Raw genomic sequence first — 16,886 nt, 5'->3', positions numbered from 1 at the left:
TTATTCATTCTCCTGTCTGATTTCTATTTTCTTTCCATCGGTTATAGTTTCCACCAGGCCATTTTCTGTCTCCCAGCTGTAAATTTTTCTCTTTTGAAGTGCTTCCATCGTCTTATCTTCCACCGGTTGTTCCTCTGCATCACAGATCACTGCATAAGTCGGTTTTACCGCTTCCAGCAGTTTTTCTGTCTTTTTCTGATAACGGCCGTGATGCGGCATCTTGATCCAGTCCGCCGTCCAGTCCACACCAGAGTCCAGCATCTGACGGATTCTGGTCTTTTCAATATCACCGGTAAATAAAAATTTCCGTTCGCCACAGGTAACTTTTGCAACCAGAGACATGTCATTGTCATATTCACCGTCTGTATCCTGAATTTCTTCCGGATCATCCGCCGCATAAATCGCAAGAGATGTGTTCACCGATCCTGCAGGAATTTCCAGTGTTTCCGTTCCAGTTATCCGCTGTACCTCCGTCTCCGGATGTGCCTCCAATGCCGACAGAAATGCCGCATACTCGGGTCTTGTTCCTTCATAATCCGGCATCAGTACCTGATCCGCTCCAAGCGTCCCCAGAAGCTCTGCCGCACTGCCCACATGATCCTTATCAAAATGAGTGACCAGCAGAAGATTCAGGTGATCAATGCCTGCCGCCTCCAGTGTCTCACGGATATAGGAACCATCCCTTTCCTCTCCGGTGTCAATCATGGCCGCCCAGTCATCCGTCTTAAGAATCAGTGCATCTGCCTTTCCTACCGGCAGCGCCGTAATCGTAAGCGCCGGATGTGTGATCTGCTCCGTTCCGGACAGCTGCCGTACCCCCAGCCATACCGCTGCCAGTGCCGCCAGAAGGATACCCACTGCTATTATTCTTTTCTTTTCCATTTACAATTATGCTCCTCCTGTGCCGCCTATTGTATCAGATTTACGGAATAAATCAAATGAAGATTTTCTTAAGTTTCCAGAAACATGAAAATGCCGCTTTACCGTCTTGGTAAACGGCATAGCGGCATTTCCATATCGTATATAGGAAGTATGTAATGGCGGATAACGTCTTTACAGAAGTTTGCGGTACAGCATCTCAATATCTTCCAGAGTTGCCTCTTTCGGGTTACCCGGTGCGCAGGCATCTGCCACTGCACTTTCACTTAAGAACCGTACATCCTCTTCTTTTGCAATTCCTTTCAGGTCTTTCGGAATGCCAACATCGGAAGCCAGTTTGCGGACCGCATCAACGGCTGCTTTCCGGTATTCTTCCTGACTCATAGTCTCTGTTCCCTGAACGCCCATTGCCTTTGCAATGTCTCTATATTTCTCTCCGGTCGCATCTGCGTTAAATTCCATAACCGTCGGAAGCAGAATTGCATTTGCCACGCCATGCGGAGTGTCATAGACAGCCCCCAGTGCGTGTGCCATGGAATGTACAATTCCAAGTCCTACGTTGGAAAATCCCATTCCTGCAACGTACTGGCCAAGCGCCATTCCTTCCCGGCCTTCCGGTGTATTCTCAACTGCACCTCTTAAGGAAGAAGAAATCAGCTCAATGGCTTTCAGATGGAACATATCCGTCATCTCCCATGCTGCCTTGGTAATGTATCCTTCAATAGCGTGGGTCAGCGCGTCCATGCCGGTTGCTGCCGTCAGTCCCTTCGGCATAGAAGACATCATATCCGGGTCAACCACTGCCACAATCGGAATATCATGGGTATCAACACATACGAATTTTCTTCTCTTTTCGGTGTCGGTAATGACATAGTTAATGGTAATCTCTGATGCAGTACCTGCTGTGGTCGGAACTGCAATAATCGGAACCGACGGATTCTTGGTCGGTGCTACACCTTCCAGACTTCTCACATCCTCGAACTCCGGGTTATTGATGATAATTCCGATTGCCTTTGCCGTATCCATGGGAGAACCACCTCCCAGTGCTACGATAAAGTCTGCTCCGGATGCTTTGTATGCTTTCACACCATCCTGCACATTCTCAATGGTCGGGTTCTCTTTAATATTGGTATAAACCTCGTAAGGACATCCTGCCTGCTCCAGTACATCGGTCACTTTCTTGGTTACCCCATGCTTATAAAGGGTCGGACCCGAACATACAAATGCCTTTCGGAAGCCTCTGCGGGTTACTTCTCCTGCGATCTCCTGAATGGCTCCTTTCCCATGATAAGATGTTTCATTTAAAACGATTCTGTTTGCCATCTTTTCAATCCTCCATTCTGCTGATAGTTGAAATTGTTTTTTCTTTCACAATCTTTACTATACACCTATTTTCAGGATAGTCAATGGGTTTGTTATATTTTTGACATATTAATTTGGAATATATCTGGTGCAAAATATTTTGTTAAACACTTGACGCAATTCCAGAAACTGCTATAATGGAAATCAAGTAAATAATAGCGAAGTAGAATCTTACGCGTTAAGTGCCCGTGGATGGGGAGTTGTCACGGGACGAAAAGCCCAAAGGCTTACGGTGTCTGATTCGCACCCGTTGCTACATATGAGGATACATCTCAGATGTGGTGCCTGAAAGATATTATTTATGAGTCACTTATCATTCAGCGAAGGACTGGTTCCTTCACCCCTGCATTTCATCTATGGAGGTGTATTTTTTATGCAGATTTCAAAAGAAGCGCTGGATCTCAAATACCAGCTGCAGGAACTGTGCAAAGTACAGAACTTATGTATCTGTGGTTTCTTCATTGCACTGTACGTGGTACTGTCATTCTTCAACATTCCGATCTCTTCTATCGTTGAGATCCGTATCGGATTCCTGGCATTTATTGCTGCCGGTATGATGGGCGGCCCGGTGATGGGCTTCACGGTTGGATTCCTTGGCGACATGCTGAACTGCTTTGTCAGAGGATTTTCCTATTTTCCGGGATTTTCCTTAAGCTATGCTCTGGTTGGCGCACTTTGCGGACTGATTCTGTATCGTTCCAAAATCACCAAGCTCCGCGCTGTTGCCTGTGCACTGGTGGAATTCGTTATCAGCATTACGCTGACATCCACCTGGCTGTACCTGATGTACGGCACCCCGCTTCAGGTACTTCTGACCACCAGAATCATTAAATGTACCATGAACTTCTTTGTAAATATCGTCATCATCTATGTATTTCTGGAAGCATTCCAGAAAGTGGTACGCGTGGCATTACCTGCCCGCAGATAATTACATTTGAACTCCCAAAAAGCCGCCATCCATCTGGCATCTACTGCCAGCGGATGACGGCTCTTTTGATCTTTATGCTTAATGCATTTCTTTTTCTTCTTCTTTGATTTCCCAGTGAATGAGGAAGGTCAATGCTGCACGTAAAGCGATAATTCCTGCTACGGTGCCGATCTCTTTCCAGTCCCGGACAATCACCGTTCTTAAGATCTCGCTTCCAAGCTTAAACTCCAGACCCATAGCCAGACCTTTGGCCAGAGTCAGCTTTGTCTCCAGCGACCGTTTCAGATACAGCCAGAATCCACGGAGGCCAGAGAAAATAATAATTCCCACGCCGATAAATTCAAAGATCAGAATGGCAATTTCCACCAGATGATCCATGCAAAATTCCAGTACCTTCAGAATATCCGCCATCCTACTGTCCTCCTTCTCTTCTTTCCATCCGGTCACGGAGAGCATCCATATCATCGAGGATTCCCTGCCGGCCTTCCCGGAATAAGAGTCCTTTATTGTATTTGTAATAGCGGTCGCAGCCATTTTCACTGATAAACCAGGAACTGTAGGGATTGATCGTAAGCTCCGTGACAAAGACTACCAGCTCCTGTCCCTCTCCGAATGCAGTCTCGCAGAAATCAAAGGCGCATTCCAGATTTTCCGCAGCTTCCTCCACCATCTGCTCTCTTCTGCTCACCTGAGCTTCAAAATCTGCCCGGATTGCTTCATCCAGTTCCCCTTCCAACGCTTTCTTCGCTTTCAGCTGCTCATATACCTCTGTGACCTGCTCATCCACAGCCTGTACCTGGGAAAAGATCTCGCCCAGACGGCTGATGAGAAGCCCCACCACACTGAGCCGCTCATCGAAAGCGGCAAATTTAAGTTTCTCAATGGCGGACGGTTTCCACACGCCTTTTAAGATACCGTCAATCTGGTAATCGGTCTTGTATTTTGCATAGAGGTCGAGATACGCCGCAAAGTCCTTGGCAATTCTGCCATGCTGGAGATACTGTCCCACCACTTCCTGGTCCACCGGAATATCCAGTGCCTCGTAAACCTGCAAAATTTCTGAAAGATCCTGCCAGCCTCTGGCCGTCACAAAACGTTTCCCGTCCACAGTCGTCTCGATCTGATAAAAATTGTCCGGTTTAATATCCAGATACGAAATGATGGCGCCATGAATCTTCTGCTCATAGGCAAATTCTTTCCACACCTGATAGTCTGCCTCTATCTCAATCTTCTTCACACGGTCCAAGGTAACAATATCGAACTCCCGGACGGATTTGTTATATTCCGGCGGGTTGCCTGCTGCCACAATGATCCATCCTTCCGGCACCTGCTGGTTACCGAAGGTCTTACACTGCAGGAACTGAAGCATGGTGGGTGCCAGTGTCTCAGACACGCAGTTGATCTCATCGATAAAGAGGATTCCTTCCTGCTGCCCTGTCTCCTCCATCTTCTCATAGACCGCGGAAATGATCTCACTCATGGTATATTCCGTCACAGAATGCATCTTTCCCTGATATTCTTTTTCCCTGATAAAAGGAAGGCCAATGGCACTCTGGCGGGTATGATGGGTGATGGTGTAGGAAAGAAGAGGCAGTCCGCACTCTTCGGCCACCTGCTCCATAATCTGGGTCTTACCGATACCTGGCGGTCCCATGAGCAGCACCGGGCGCTGGCGGATCACCGGAATCCGGTACTTTCCGTCCGCTCCCCGCAGGTGGTATGCATCAATGGTATGTTTGATTTCTTCTTTTGCTCGCTTGATATTCATAAGTCTTCTTCGTCCAGCATCAGGCGGATTGCCCAAGGCGGAACACTTACCTCCTTATAATCTTCCCTGAATAAAATGAACGCCGCATCATAGGGCGGCCTCTTCCGCGGGAAGGTTCCTTTTCCATCGGTGAAATACAATAATCCTTTCAGATTTTTAAATTCACCCTGGTCGATGAGCTGCTGCACATAGGTGAATGCGGGGCGGAAATCCGTTCCTCCATCTCCATAGAGCTGCAGATGATCCATGTACTGTTTCAGTTCTTCTCCTGTTGTAATCAGCTGATCTGCACGTACTGCATCATCACATTGCAGAATCCGGATATGTACTTTCCGAAAGAAGCTCTCCGTCTCAGCCAGGATGTGATACGTCTCCTCCAGAAATTTTCTCACCAGATCGCCGCTGCAGGACATGGATGTGTCAATCACAATGACGAATTCTTCAATTTTATGAGTTTCTTTCCATTCCTGTGGTTCAATAAGCGGCATATTGCCATACATCCGGAGACCGTAGCTGTAAAATACATAATCAAAAGAATCCGGATCGATCTGCATTTCTTCTTTTAAGACTGCAAATTTCTTCAGAAACGTCCGGTAATCATAACGCTCCCGGTTCTCCACCGCCAGTTCATCAGACAGGTCTCCGTCCTCTGTTCCCGCTTCTCTTCCGATAGAAAGCTCCGTCTGCATCCGGTCGCTGACATCCTTCCAGTGCTTCTTAAGCTTTGCCATCAGAGGTGACGGCGGCTTCGGACCTTCCTCCTCCGGCGGAGCCGGCCAGTATGTATGGTCATCGATACAGAATTCCTGTACCATCCTTGCCCTCTGCTCCGGACGGTAATCCGCTTTCTTCAGTTCCCGGTAAATGCCTTCTGCCGTCAGCACTTTCAGAGTTTTCCGCAGTTCGTCATAGACTGCACGCCGGAACGGATGGACGCCCATGCGGATGCTTCGGTGATGCATCCCGTCGATGAGCGCTTCCACTGCCATATCACAGGACAGATTCCACAGCTCCCGGTCTTCCGGACAAGGCCGGAACAGATGCCGAAAAATGCAGTGAAACACCATATGAAGATACACCCGGTTCACCAGCATGGGATTTTCCCGATAGAGATCTGCCAGATAATGGGGTTCGTATGCAATTTTTAATCCGTCCGTGCCAATGCGCGGAATGTCTGTGGTAATCTCCCAGGCAAGGCTTGATAATGCCACATCCAGATATCGCATATTGATATACAGGGCATTTCTGGAGCTCTCCAGAATTTTCCTGCAGATATTTTCAAACCCGGCCTCGATTTCGTATGCCATGGCTTACGCCTTTCTGTCTACAATTCAAATGTTTTTTTCCGTCTTCCGCTGTGCCGTCTCCGATAGTCCATAAGAAAACTGCCCACTTCTGCTGCACCGCGCTCTGCCGCATACGATGTGGCAAATGCGGTCAGTTCTTCACTGAGAAGTCCTTGCTCTTCCATCAGGACAAGCAAATCCGGATCTTCTTTCTGTACTGCACGCTTCACCAGTTCTTTTCCATGATCTGCCAGAAATTTTCTGTACTGTCCTGCTGCCTCTTCGGTGAGACTTAAGGGATATTTCAACCGGTTCAGCGCCAGCTGCAGGCAGGTGTCCGGCAGCTCATTGGCCACGGCATAAGGAAATAATCTGTCATATCCGCCCAGATCCAGTTTGCGTTCCGGGAAACACTGGCGGTATTTGTAACCGGAGCCATGCCAGTGAGTATCGATAATCCGGGCCGGCGTATTTTCCACGGATTCTTCATAGTACTCCGGGAAAGTCAGAGTAAGCGTTGTTCCGTCCGCAAAAAAAAGCGACGCTTCCAGTTCCTGTGTAAACTCTGAGAGGACGTTGTAAACGACTTTGTTTTCCCATGGAATATTTCGAAAGATCAGACGGTTCAATCCCTTGCACCACATAAAGGCGCCGCCCTCGATATCTTCCAGTTCTCCCTGCACATGAAGGATTTTTAATTGCCTGCAAAAATAAAAGGCATAGGTGCCGATCCTTTTCAGATGTCTCGGAAGATAAACTTCTGTTAATAATTCTCCTGCAATCTCCTGTTCTTCTCCAGGCAGCTTCTCCTCTTCATGAAGTACGGTCTCCTGAATCTCGTATTTCTTCCACCGGTCTCCCGGATCTGATGAAGAGCAGGCATAGGGAGCCAGTTCCGTCACCGGACGCCCCATCAGTTCATCCGGGATCACCAGTGTCTGCTCATATCCATAGCAGCGGAGGACGCAGATTCCATTTTCTGTCTCCGCATATTTCACTCTCAGATACATTGTTTACTCCTCATACAGCAGTCCCCTGATTTCTCTGTAAAAATCGATGGCAATCAGGAACAGAGCTGAATAGCGGAGGGAACGAGGATCGTATCCAGTCCGCTCATAAATTCGTTTTAATTTGTACTGCAATGTATTTTTATGCATATGCAGCGCCTCGGAAGCCGCTGTAATGGAGCCTTCCGTCTCATAGAGCACTTCCAGCACACCAATCACCTCTGCCAGCTCCTCATGCCGGTAACCTGGGAACAGCTTCTGTACATATTCCTTTTTGGACAAATCCGAAATCTCATCCGTAAAAATTTCCAGATTGATCTCATTATAGAAGCGAATGTCTTTTCCATGGGCTCGCATGCAGGCTTGCAGTGCTTTGTAGGCCTTTGTATAAGAAATATGTGTCATCGTGTAAAGTCTGCAGCGGTCATCAATACCGATGGCAAGGCGGACGCCTGGCTGCTTTTCCGCCGCTTCTTTTAAGTTTTCTGCCAGATGTTCCAGTTCCCGATCTGCGCGGTTCGCCACCCCGCAGATCAGGCAGGAAGAAGATTTCAAATACACACTGTCCTTGTCAAGCCGTTTCAAAAGATTTTTAATCCGGTTTTCCGCAGACTCCACACTCCGCATCTCATCCAGAGAATCACTGTAGCATTCCGACACATGGACAGCAATCACCATGATTCTTCTGGGCAGCGTAATGTCGAGATGCATCCGTTTTCCACGATCCACAAAATTTTTGTTGATCATGACTGTATCACTTAACAGCCATTCACTTAAGAAACGGTTCCGCAAATTCTCATCCATATCTTTCTGCTCTTTGATGGACAGCTCCTGCATAAGAATCTCCGTCATCTTCCGGGTGATCTGTCCATACTTTGCCACTTCCTGCACCGGTCCCGTGATTCCCACAACCCCAATGACCTCGCCGCCAATCATAATCGGATAATTGACTCCTTCCAGACTGCCCTCATAGACGTCTTCCGGACGAATAACCAGTTCTTCCAGATTCTGCTCAATGATTTTCCGGGCACCCTCATGAATCTGTCCCACACGTTCCTGATCCGTGCTTGCAATAATGATTCCTTCTTCATTCATCATGTTCACACTCTGGTCAATAACTGTATTCAATTCCTTGACAATTTTCTCAGCATTTGTCCTTGACAGCCGCATAATGCTCTTCTCACTTCCTGTATATTTCCATTCTGATGATTATGGTTCCAGAAGTTCTGCCTGTCTGGCATGTTCCGCATAAAGCTTCTGTATTCCTTTGTATTCTCCCAGTCCTTTGAGAACACAGGTGACTTCATATCCTTCTGCTTCCAAAAGACTCTTCCAGGAGTCTTCTTCTCCACCTGCCATATCATTCATGGCATGATCACCTGCCACCACCATAAAAGGTGCCAGCCGCACTTTCTTCACATCGGATGCCTTCACCAGTCGAAGTACAGATGCAAAAGAAGGATAGGCTTCCACCGTTCCCACATGGACATTTTCATACCCAAGATCCTTGAACATATAGTCAAGTGCCGCATAAACCGGATTCACATGATGCTCTGTTCCATGTCCCATAAACACCAGTGCTTCCTGCTCCTCCAGATCTTCCTGTTCCTCCATCACCGCCTCGATTACTTTCCGAAAATCTTCCTCACTGGAAAGCAGGGGTTCTCCTACACTGATCTTTTCGAAATGCTCTGAAAATGAGCGGATTTCCTCCATCATCTGTTCATTTTCGATTCCTTTGATCACATGGGTAGGCTGAACCATCACTTCCGTGATCCCATCTGCGAGCATCCGTGCAAAAGCTTCTTTTACCGTATCAATCTGCACCTGGTCCCGCTGTTTCAGTTTTCGGATAATCATACGGCTGGTCCATGCCCGGTACAGCTGACAATCCGGACATGCGGCTGCAAGCTCCCGTTCAATTGCATCAATGGTTTTCTCTCTTGTCTCATTTACACTGGTTCCAAAGCTGACTGCCAGTAATCCTTTTTTCATCTGATTCATGAATTTTCCTTCCTGCAGTTACCCGTTTTTCATACATGTCTGTCCCTATTTTATATGGAGAAACCAAAAGATGCAACACCCGTTTTGGACACACAAAAAATGAGAAGAAACCGTGATGCACGATCTCTTCCCATCTTTCACATTCATTCTTCGATCTTATAAAGCCTTCAGATCTACTTTGTAGCTCTCGCCACCCTGTCCATCTACCGTATAATAAGCAGCCTGCTCATTTGCATTTACATAGATCTTCAGTTCAGAAGCTTCCAGTCCCTGTGCTTTCACAGCAGCCTTTACTGCGGACTGAATATCTGCAACTGCAACGCTTAATCCATTCATCTCTACGCATACGCTGGTCTTGCAGGTTTTTCTTGTGGTGGTCTTTGCAGCAGTTTTAGCAACTTCCTTTACTTCTGCTACTACTTTCTCCTGTGCCTTTACTGCAGTTGCTTTTGCTTCAGCAGCAGCATCTTTTACCGCTTTCACTGCAGCAGTCTTGGTGTGTTTCGCCGGTCTTGCCATATTTCATTTCCTCCTCATAACGCTTTATGCCTATATGTATCTCTTTTGTAAGTCTTTAAATTTGTGTCAAGAGATATTATAGGAAGAAATAACCAATTTGTCAACTTTCCCTCCGGTTTTTTCTGTACTGGAGGGGGGTACATCCCATCTTTCGACGAAAAATCCGGGCATAATAGCCAGGATTGGTAAATCCGCAGTTTCCCGCGATACCGGTTACATCAAGATCCGTATGCCGTAATAATTCCAGACTTCGTTCCACCCGGTAAGCCAGCAGGTAATCAAATAAAGATTCTTTCATATAACGTTTGAAGAGACGGCAGCTTTCACTTTTACAGAGATGAATCTGATCTGCCAGTTCCTCCAGCGTTACCTTCTCCCCATAATGTTTCTGCATATATTCCATAAGAGTACGGATGCGTTCGATATCTCTGCCGTTTTCCTCTGGTTCTTCCGGGCAGTCCGCATGTTCATATATCCTGAGCCAGATTTCCATCAGTGCAATCTGCATCTGCAGTTCCCGGCTGTCCGGTCCTTTATCCCGCAAATGATGAATCTCTTCCATCTGTTCCAGAATCTCCCGCTGCCAGGACACATCCGGTGTAAAATGAATGGAGGACAGAGTCGGACTTTGCAGAATTCTTTCCATATATTTACTCTGCATGAGACTGGATGTGTAGCCATAGAGAAGGCGCGGATGAAAGGTAATGGATAAATAACTGCAGTCTTCCGCATCGTAATGTCTTCCGGAATGGAGCACGTTGGTATTGCAGAAAAGCCCTTCTCCTGCCCTCAGTATGTATTCATTATCATTGACCAGATAGGTCATGTTTCCATCCAGTACAATCGTCAGCTCAATCTCAGGATGCCAGTGCCAGGGAAATTCTCCCGTATCAAACCAGGAAAGACGCTCATCACTGACCAGCACCGGAAATGCATAATTTCCATGGGCTTTCAGTTCTTTGTGTTCTTTATCAATATTCAGCCGCATATTTCTCAATATCCTTCACTTTTATGCAAATATACTTGTTGAATTGTCCTCTGTTTCTCATTATATTGATATTATAAACAATGTCAAGATTCCATCCGGGCAGAAGACATACCGGAGGTATCATTCAGCAAAAAGGGGGATATTACTTATGGAATTCACTATGCAGCAGTTACAGGACAAATTTGCAGAACTCTACGGCACAGAAGGTGAACCGAAAGCTTATTTTGCACCGGGACGTGTCAATCTGATTGGTGAACATACCGATTACAATGGCGGTCATGTATTTCCATGCGCACTAACCATCGGAACTTACGGGCTGATCCGTCCGCGCAAGGACCGTACTGTCCGCTTCTACTCCATGAATTTTGACACGATGGGTGTTGTCACCACTTCTCTTGATGATCTGGTGCCGAACGACGAAGCCGGATGGACGAATTATCCGAAGGGAGTTATGTGGACCTTTGAAAAGAGAGGTTTCCAGCTTCCGGCAGGTGCTGATATTCTCATCTACGGAGACATTCCGGCAGGCAGCGGACTTTCCTCTTCTGCTTCTCTGGAAGTGCTGACCGGAATTATGCTGCGTGATACTTTTGGATTCGACATTTCCATGGTGGATCTGGCACTCATCGGACAGTATTCCGAAAATAATTTTAATGGTATGAACTGCGGTATTATGGACCAGTTTGCATCCGCCATGGGGAAAAAGGACTGTGCGATTTTCCTGGACACCAATACGCTTCATTATGAATATGCACCGGTAAAGCTTCCGGATGCCCGCATTGTCATCACCAACAGCAAAGTAAAACACAGTCTGGTATCTTCTGCTTACAATGACAGAAGACGGGAAAGTGAGACTGCCCTCAAGGATCTTCAGACCGTTATGGATATTAAAACACTTGGTGATCTGACCGAGGAGCAGTTTGAAGCCCACAAGGATGCCATCAAGGATCCCATCTGCCAGAAACGGGCAAAACATGCAGTTTACGAAAACCAGAGAACGATCCATGCAGTAGAAGCACTGAAAGCAAATGATATTGTCACCTTCGGAAAGCTGATCAATGAATCCCATATTTCTCTGCGAGATGACTATGAAACTTCCTGTGAGGAAACCGATATTCTTGCTGAACTGGCATGGCAGATTCCGGGTGTCTATGGTTCCCGTATCACCGGCGGCGGATTCGGCGGATGTACCGTCAGCATTGTGAAAAATGATGCTATTGATACCTTTATCGACAAGGTAGGTACCGCATATAAAGAAAAAACCGGACACACGGCAGAATTTTATGTAGTAGACATCGGAGACGGTGCCCGTCCACTGAACTAATCTGGTTGACGTATTCATTCAGTCTATGGCAGGAGGAAAAACCATCATGAAATTATACGAACTGATCGCAGCTCTGGTACAGTACGGCATTGACACCGGTCTTACCCCGGCCTGCGAAAAAATCTACACTACCAATCTTCTACTGGACCAGTTCCACGAAGACGATTACGAAGAACCGGATGCCATCCCTTCTCTTTCCCTGGAAGAGATTCTGGAAGGACTTCTCGACGAAGCCTGCAGACGGGAATTGATTCCGGACAGCATCACTTATCGGGATCTTTTTGACACCCGGCTTATGAACTGCCTGATGCCAAGACCTTCCCAGATTCAGGAAACCTTCCGCGAGAAATATGCCGTTTCCCCGAAGGAAGCAACGGACTATTTTTACAAACTGTCTCAGGACAGCAACTATATCCGCCGCTACCGGGTCTGCAAAGACCAGAAATGGAAAGTGCCCAGTATCTACGGCGACATTGACATCACCATCAACCTGTCAAAGCCGGAGAAAGATCCGAAAGCCATCGCAGCCGCTGGAAAAGCAAAGGCAAGTGCTTATCCGAAATGCCAGCTCTGTATGGAAAATGAAGGCTATGCCGGCCGCGTCAACCATCCGGCCAGAGAGAACCACCGGATCATTCCGCTGACCATCAACGACAGCCAGTGGGGATTCCAGTACTCTCCTTATGTATACTATAATGAACACTGCATCGTTTTTAATGGACAGCACACTCCTATGAAGATTGACCGTGCAGCATTCCGGAAACTGTTTGATTTTGTAAAACAGTTCCCCCATTATTTCCTTGGCTCCAACGCAGACCTTCCGATTGTAGGCGGTTCCATCTTAAGCCACGATCATTTCCAGGGCGGAAATTATACCTTTGCCATGGCGAAGGCTCCTATCGAACTCCCGGTTACCATTCCTAGTTATGATGATGTGGAAGCCGGTATTGTGAAATGGCCTTTGTCAGTGCTTCGTATCCGTCACAAAGACGAGAACCGGCTCATCGACCTTGCCACCCATGTGCTGGACTGCTGGAGATCTTATACCGACGAAGATGCCTTCATCTTTGCCTGTACAGATGGAGAGCCGCACAATACCATTACCCCGATTGCAAGGAAAGTGGGTGACACTTACGAGCTGGACCTGACTCTCCGGAACAATATTACCACGGAAGAGCATCCTCTGGGAGTCTACCATCCACATGCAAAGCTTCATCACATCAAGAAAGAAAATATCGGTCTCATCGAAGTTATGGGACTGGCTGTCCTTCCTTCCCGCCTGAAACAGGAAATGGCACTTCTGAAAGATGCCATTCTCACCGGCAGCGATCTGAAAAAAAACGAAGTGCTTCAGAAGCATGCAGAATGGGTAGCAGAATTCCTGCCATCCTATCCGGAGATCAATGGGGAAAATATCGATGAAATTCTCCGCCAGGAAATCGGCAAAGTCTTTGTTCAGGTACTGGAAGACGCTGGTGTCTATAAATGTACGCCAGAAGGACGGGAAGCCTTCCTGAAGTTTGTAAAAACATTATAGTTTGCCGTTGACTAAGTGACCGGGAGTGACAGCATGTCACTTTCGGTCACTTATATTGAAAACCGTAAATTGGGACTTGCCAAAACCTGAAAGATCGGATAATATGAAGAAAGGAACTGCACGACTGGCGGAAAAGCAGACACAGTCTGTGGTAGGGCGACCTACAGGGAGTGCAGAAGTAAAAGAATTGCCGACCGCCTGGGCGCATTGCGGAACCGCTGTGCACTCAGGCGGTCTTCTGTGTTTATCTACTTATTTACCAGAAAGAGAGGAACAAGAATGAAAGCTTTATCCCTGGAACAGGAACTGAAATCCAACGCATATCCCGGACGTGGAATTGTCATTGGCCGCACCCCGGACGGCACACATGCTGTGACTGCTTATTTTATTATGGGCCGCAGTACCAACAGCCGCAACCGCGTCTTTGTAGAGGACGGAGAAGGCATCCGCACCCAGGCATTTGATCCTTCCAAGCTCACTGACCCGAGTCTTATCATCTATGCTCCGGTACGTGTTCTTGGCAATAAAACCATCGTTACCAACGGTGACCAGACGGATACCATCTACGAGGGTATGGATCATCAGATGACCTTTGAACAGTCCTTACGTTCCCGTAAATTCGAGCCGGACGGACCGAACTACACACCGAGAATTTCCGGTATTTTACATCTTGAGAATGGATCCTACAATTATGCCATGTCCATCTTAAAGAGCAATGACGGAGATCCGGATTCCTGCCACCGTTACACCTTTGCTTATGAAAATCCGAAAGCGGGCCAGGGTCATTTCATTCATACCTATATGCATGATGGAGATCCCCTTCCCAGCTTCGAAGGCGAGCCGAAACTGGTAGAAATCTCCGATGATATGGACGCATTTACGGATATGCTCTGGAACAGTCTGAACGAGGACAACAAAGTATCCCTGTTCGTTCGTTATATTGATATCCAGACCGGAACTTATGAAACAAAGATCATCAATAAAAATAATTAATTCAGGAGAATACGAACATGAAAGAACTTCAGTTAAAATATGGATGTAACCCGAACCAGAAACCGTCCCGCATCTTTATGGAAAATGGTGCCGATCTTCCGGTCACCGTTCTCAACGGACGTCCTGGCTACATTAATTTTCTCGATGCATTCAATGGCTGGCAGCTGGTCAGTGAATTAAAAAAAGCTACCGGTCTTCCTGCTGCCACTTCTTTCAAGCATGTATCCCCGGCAGGAGCTGCGGTGGGTCTTCCACTGACCGATACACTCGCAAAAATCTACTGGGTTGATGATCTCGGCGAACTCTCCCCGCTGGCATGTGCTTATGCAAGAGCAAGAGGCGCTGACAGAATGTCTTCCTTTGGTGATTTCATCGCATTATCCGACATCTGTGACGCGGATACCGCAAAGCTCATCAAACGTGAGGTTTCCGACGGTGTCATTGCTCCAGGATATACAGAAGAAGCACTTGAAATTCTGAAACAGAAGAAAAAAGGCAACTACAATGTCATCGAAATCGACCCGTCCTACGTACCGGATCCCCTGGAGAAAAAGCAGGTATTCGGCATTACTTTTGAACAGGGCCGCAATGAGCTTGACGTGAACGGTGATCTTCTCTCCAATATCGTAACAAAGAAGAAAGAGATTCCTGCTGAGGCGCTGATGGATATGAAAATCTCCCTCATCACCCTGAAATATACCCAGTCCAACTCTGTATGCTATGTTAAGGGCGGACAGGCCATCGGTATCGGTGCCGGACAGCAGTCCCGTGTTCACTGTACCAGACTGGCAGGCAACAAAGCTGACAACTGGTTCCTCCGTCAGTCTCCGCAGGTTCTGGGACTTCAGTTTGTGGATACCCTCGGCCGTGCAGAGCGTGACAATGCGATCGATGTTTATATCGGTGATGAATATATGGATGTGCTGGCTGACGGTGCATGGGAAAAGATCTTTAAAGTAAAACCTGAAGTCTTCACCCGCGAAGCCAAACGCGCATGGCTCGACCAGATGACTGATGTTACGCTTGGTTCTGATGCTTTCTTCCCCTTTGCAGACAATATTGAGCGTGCTCACAAGAGCGGTGTCAAATACATTGCCCAGCCGGGTGGAAGTGTCCGTGATGACCTGGTGATCGAGTGCTGTGATAAATATGACATGGCGATGGCATTTACCGGAATCCGGTTATTCCATCACTAAGAACCACACAAAATGACCGGCTGTGATTTACTTTTTCACAGCCGGTCATTTTTTTATGATATTCTTTATGCTCTCCACACCATATCTCTGGTAATTTCTTTCAGGTTTGCCGCACCACACATGGTCATGGTATCGGAAAGTTCTGCACCGATCTTATCGATATAAGCCTGCACACCCTCTCCTGCGCCTCCATAGACTGCGGTTACAAACGGGCGGGCAATCAGAACTGCGTCTGCACCCATAGCCAGTGCTTTGAATACATCTACACCGGAACGGATACCGCCATCAACGATGATCTTTGCTTTTCCATCCACAGCCTTTACGATATCTTCCAGCACCTCTGCAGTTGCCGGACACTGATCCAGCACACGACCTCCATGATTGGATACGATGATCGCAGATGCACCTGCCTCTACTGCTTTCAGTGCTCCTTTTCTGGTCATGATACCTTTTACAATAAACGGAACCCCTGCCATCTCTGCCACTTCATGAAGTTCTTCCACGGTCTTGCTTCCAGCAGGCGGCATAAGGTTTTTCAGGAACGGAAGTCCTGCACCGTCAATATCCATAGCAACGGCAAATGCTCCGGACTCTTTCACCATCTTCATTTTTTCTTTGATGGTCTCCAGATTCCACGGTTTTACAGTCGGGATACCTGCCCCGCCTGCTGCCTTAATCGCTGCGGTTGCACCGATCATCACCTTCTCATTGGTTCCGTCGCCGGTAAATGCGGCAATTCCGCCTTTTGCACAGGCATCTACCAGAATATTATTGTAAGTCAGGTCATCATATTTATCCCCATAATGCAGGGTCATGGCTCCTACCGGGCCTGCAAAGAACGGGTATTTGAAAGTCTTTCCAAAGAGTTCCAGAGAGGTATCCACCGGACCATTCTCGTGAATCGTGTCCATATTCACTCTGATCTCCTGCCATTTCTGGTAATTGCGGACCGCATTGTCTCCCACACCCTTGGCACCCGGTCCCGGCATCTGGTTTTTACATGCCCGTCCATCACATACCGGACAGACCTTACAGTAGGGTCCCATATTTCCTCTTGCTGCATCCATTACATCTTTGAAATTCATCTGTATCTCC

General features: G+C 47.4%; 16 protein-coding genes and 2 riboswitches. Of the genes, 5 read left to right on the top strand and 11 right to left on the bottom strand.

Features of this window, described 5'->3' with window-relative positions:
* Together ACZMB2_RS02345 and fucO are read right to left on the bottom strand one after the other, a co-directional pair.
* A complete protein-coding gene (locus ACZMB2_RS02345; protein WP_487595331.1) occupies positions 1-882 on the bottom strand; it encodes a ComEC/Rec2 family competence protein in 882 nt (293 codons plus the stop codon).
* 171 nt (positions 883-1,053) lie between these two features.
* Entirely contained in the window at positions 1,054-2,202 is a 1,149-nt protein-coding gene (fucO, locus tag ACZMB2_RS02340) for a lactaldehyde reductase (RefSeq protein WP_118769739.1), read from the bottom strand.
* Positions 2,203-2,398: 196 nt separating this feature from the next.
* Positions 2,399-2,496: riboswitch (THF riboswitch) on the top strand.
* Positions 2,497-2,614: 118 nt separating this feature from the next.
* On the opposite strand from fucO, the gene ACZMB2_RS02335 reads away from it, so the two are divergent.
* Positions 2,615-3,169, top strand: coding sequence for a folate family ECF transporter S component (locus ACZMB2_RS02335; RefSeq protein WP_487595330.1), 555 nt, complete (start codon positions 2,615-2,617; stop codon positions 3,167-3,169).
* Positions 3,170-3,247: 78 nt separating this feature from the next.
* On the opposite strand, the gene ACZMB2_RS02330 is transcribed toward ACZMB2_RS02335, so the two are convergent.
* The 8 genes from ACZMB2_RS02330 to ACZMB2_RS02295 all read right to left on the bottom strand — a co-directional run bounded on the left by ACZMB2_RS02330 (position 3,248) and on the right by ACZMB2_RS02295 (position 10,741).
* Positions 3,248-3,580: a DUF1622 domain-containing protein gene (locus ACZMB2_RS02330; protein ID WP_487595329.1), complete on the bottom strand. Its 333-nt coding sequence runs from the start codon at positions 3,578-3,580 to the stop codon at positions 3,248-3,250.
* Between the two features lies 1 nt (position 3,581).
* Positions 3,582-4,937, bottom strand: coding sequence for an AAA family ATPase (locus ACZMB2_RS02325; protein WP_118769736.1), 1,356 nt, complete (start codon positions 4,935-4,937; stop codon positions 3,582-3,584).
* Positions 4,934-6,244: a vWA domain-containing protein gene (locus ACZMB2_RS02320; RefSeq protein ID WP_487595328.1), complete on the bottom strand. Its 1,311-nt coding sequence runs from the start codon at positions 6,242-6,244 to the stop codon at positions 4,934-4,936. The genes ACZMB2_RS02325 and ACZMB2_RS02320 overlap by 4 nt, the downstream gene beginning before the upstream one ends.
* A 17-nt stretch (positions 6,245-6,261) precedes the next feature.
* Positions 6,262-7,233, bottom strand: coding sequence for a leucine-rich repeat protein (locus ACZMB2_RS02315; RefSeq protein WP_487595327.1), 972 nt, complete (start codon positions 7,231-7,233; stop codon positions 6,262-6,264).
* Positions 7,234-7,236: 3 nt separating this feature from the next.
* Positions 7,237-8,400, bottom strand: a complete 1,164-nt coding sequence (locus ACZMB2_RS02310) for a CdaR family transcriptional regulator (protein ID WP_487595326.1) — start codon at positions 8,398-8,400, stop codon at positions 7,237-7,239.
* A gap of 39 nt (positions 8,401-8,439) precedes the next feature.
* A complete protein-coding gene (locus ACZMB2_RS02305) occupies positions 8,440-9,225 on the bottom strand; it encodes a sirohydrochlorin cobaltochelatase (protein ID WP_487595461.1) in 786 nt (261 codons plus the stop codon).
* Positions 9,226-9,390: 165 nt separating this feature from the next.
* Positions 9,391-9,753, bottom strand: coding sequence for a DUF6465 family protein (locus ACZMB2_RS02300; RefSeq protein ID WP_118769733.1), 363 nt, complete (start codon positions 9,751-9,753; stop codon positions 9,391-9,393).
* 100 nt (positions 9,754-9,853) lie between these two features.
* The gene (locus ACZMB2_RS02295) at positions 9,854-10,741 is read right to left on the bottom strand and encodes an AraC family transcriptional regulator (RefSeq protein ID WP_487595325.1); all 888 of its coding nucleotides are present in this window, start codon (positions 10,739-10,741) and stop codon (positions 9,854-9,856) included.
* A gap of 148 nt (positions 10,742-10,889) precedes the next feature.
* Between ACZMB2_RS02295 and ACZMB2_RS02290 the strand changes: the two genes are divergently transcribed.
* The 4 genes from ACZMB2_RS02290 (at position 10,890) to ACZMB2_RS02275 (ending at position 15,791) form a co-directional block, all read left to right on the top strand.
* Positions 10,890-12,065 (top strand): galactokinase, encoded by a 1,176-nt coding sequence (locus ACZMB2_RS02290; protein WP_487595324.1) that lies wholly within the window; start codon positions 10,890-10,892, stop codon positions 12,063-12,065.
* A gap of 46 nt (positions 12,066-12,111) precedes the next feature.
* Positions 12,112-13,602: a UDP-glucose--hexose-1-phosphate uridylyltransferase gene (gene galT, locus ACZMB2_RS02285; protein ID WP_487595323.1), complete on the top strand. Its 1,491-nt coding sequence runs from the start codon at positions 12,112-12,114 to the stop codon at positions 13,600-13,602.
* A 110-nt stretch (positions 13,603-13,712) separates the two neighbouring features.
* Positions 13,713-13,813, top strand: a riboswitch (ZMP/ZTP riboswitch).
* 68 nt (positions 13,814-13,881) lie between these two features.
* A complete protein-coding gene (locus ACZMB2_RS02280) occupies positions 13,882-14,595 on the top strand; it encodes an IMP cyclohydrolase (RefSeq protein WP_118769730.1) in 714 nt (237 codons plus the stop codon).
* Between the two features lie 17 nt (positions 14,596-14,612).
* Positions 14,613-15,791 (top strand): phosphoribosylaminoimidazolecarboxamide formyltransferase, encoded by a 1,179-nt coding sequence (locus ACZMB2_RS02275; RefSeq protein ID WP_487595322.1) that lies wholly within the window; start codon positions 14,613-14,615, stop codon positions 15,789-15,791.
* A 65-nt stretch (positions 15,792-15,856) separates the two neighbouring features.
* Here ACZMB2_RS02275 and ACZMB2_RS02270 read toward each other — a convergent pair whose 3' ends face one another.
* Positions 15,857-16,876 (bottom strand): alpha-hydroxy-acid oxidizing protein, encoded by a 1,020-nt coding sequence (locus tag ACZMB2_RS02270; protein WP_487595321.1) that lies wholly within the window; start codon positions 16,874-16,876, stop codon positions 15,857-15,859.
* Between the last annotated feature and the right edge of the window lie 10 nt (positions 16,877-16,886).

The organism is Hominiventricola sp., from assembly GCF_057604405.1.
This window is presented reverse-complemented; position numbering and strand designations above follow the sequence as displayed.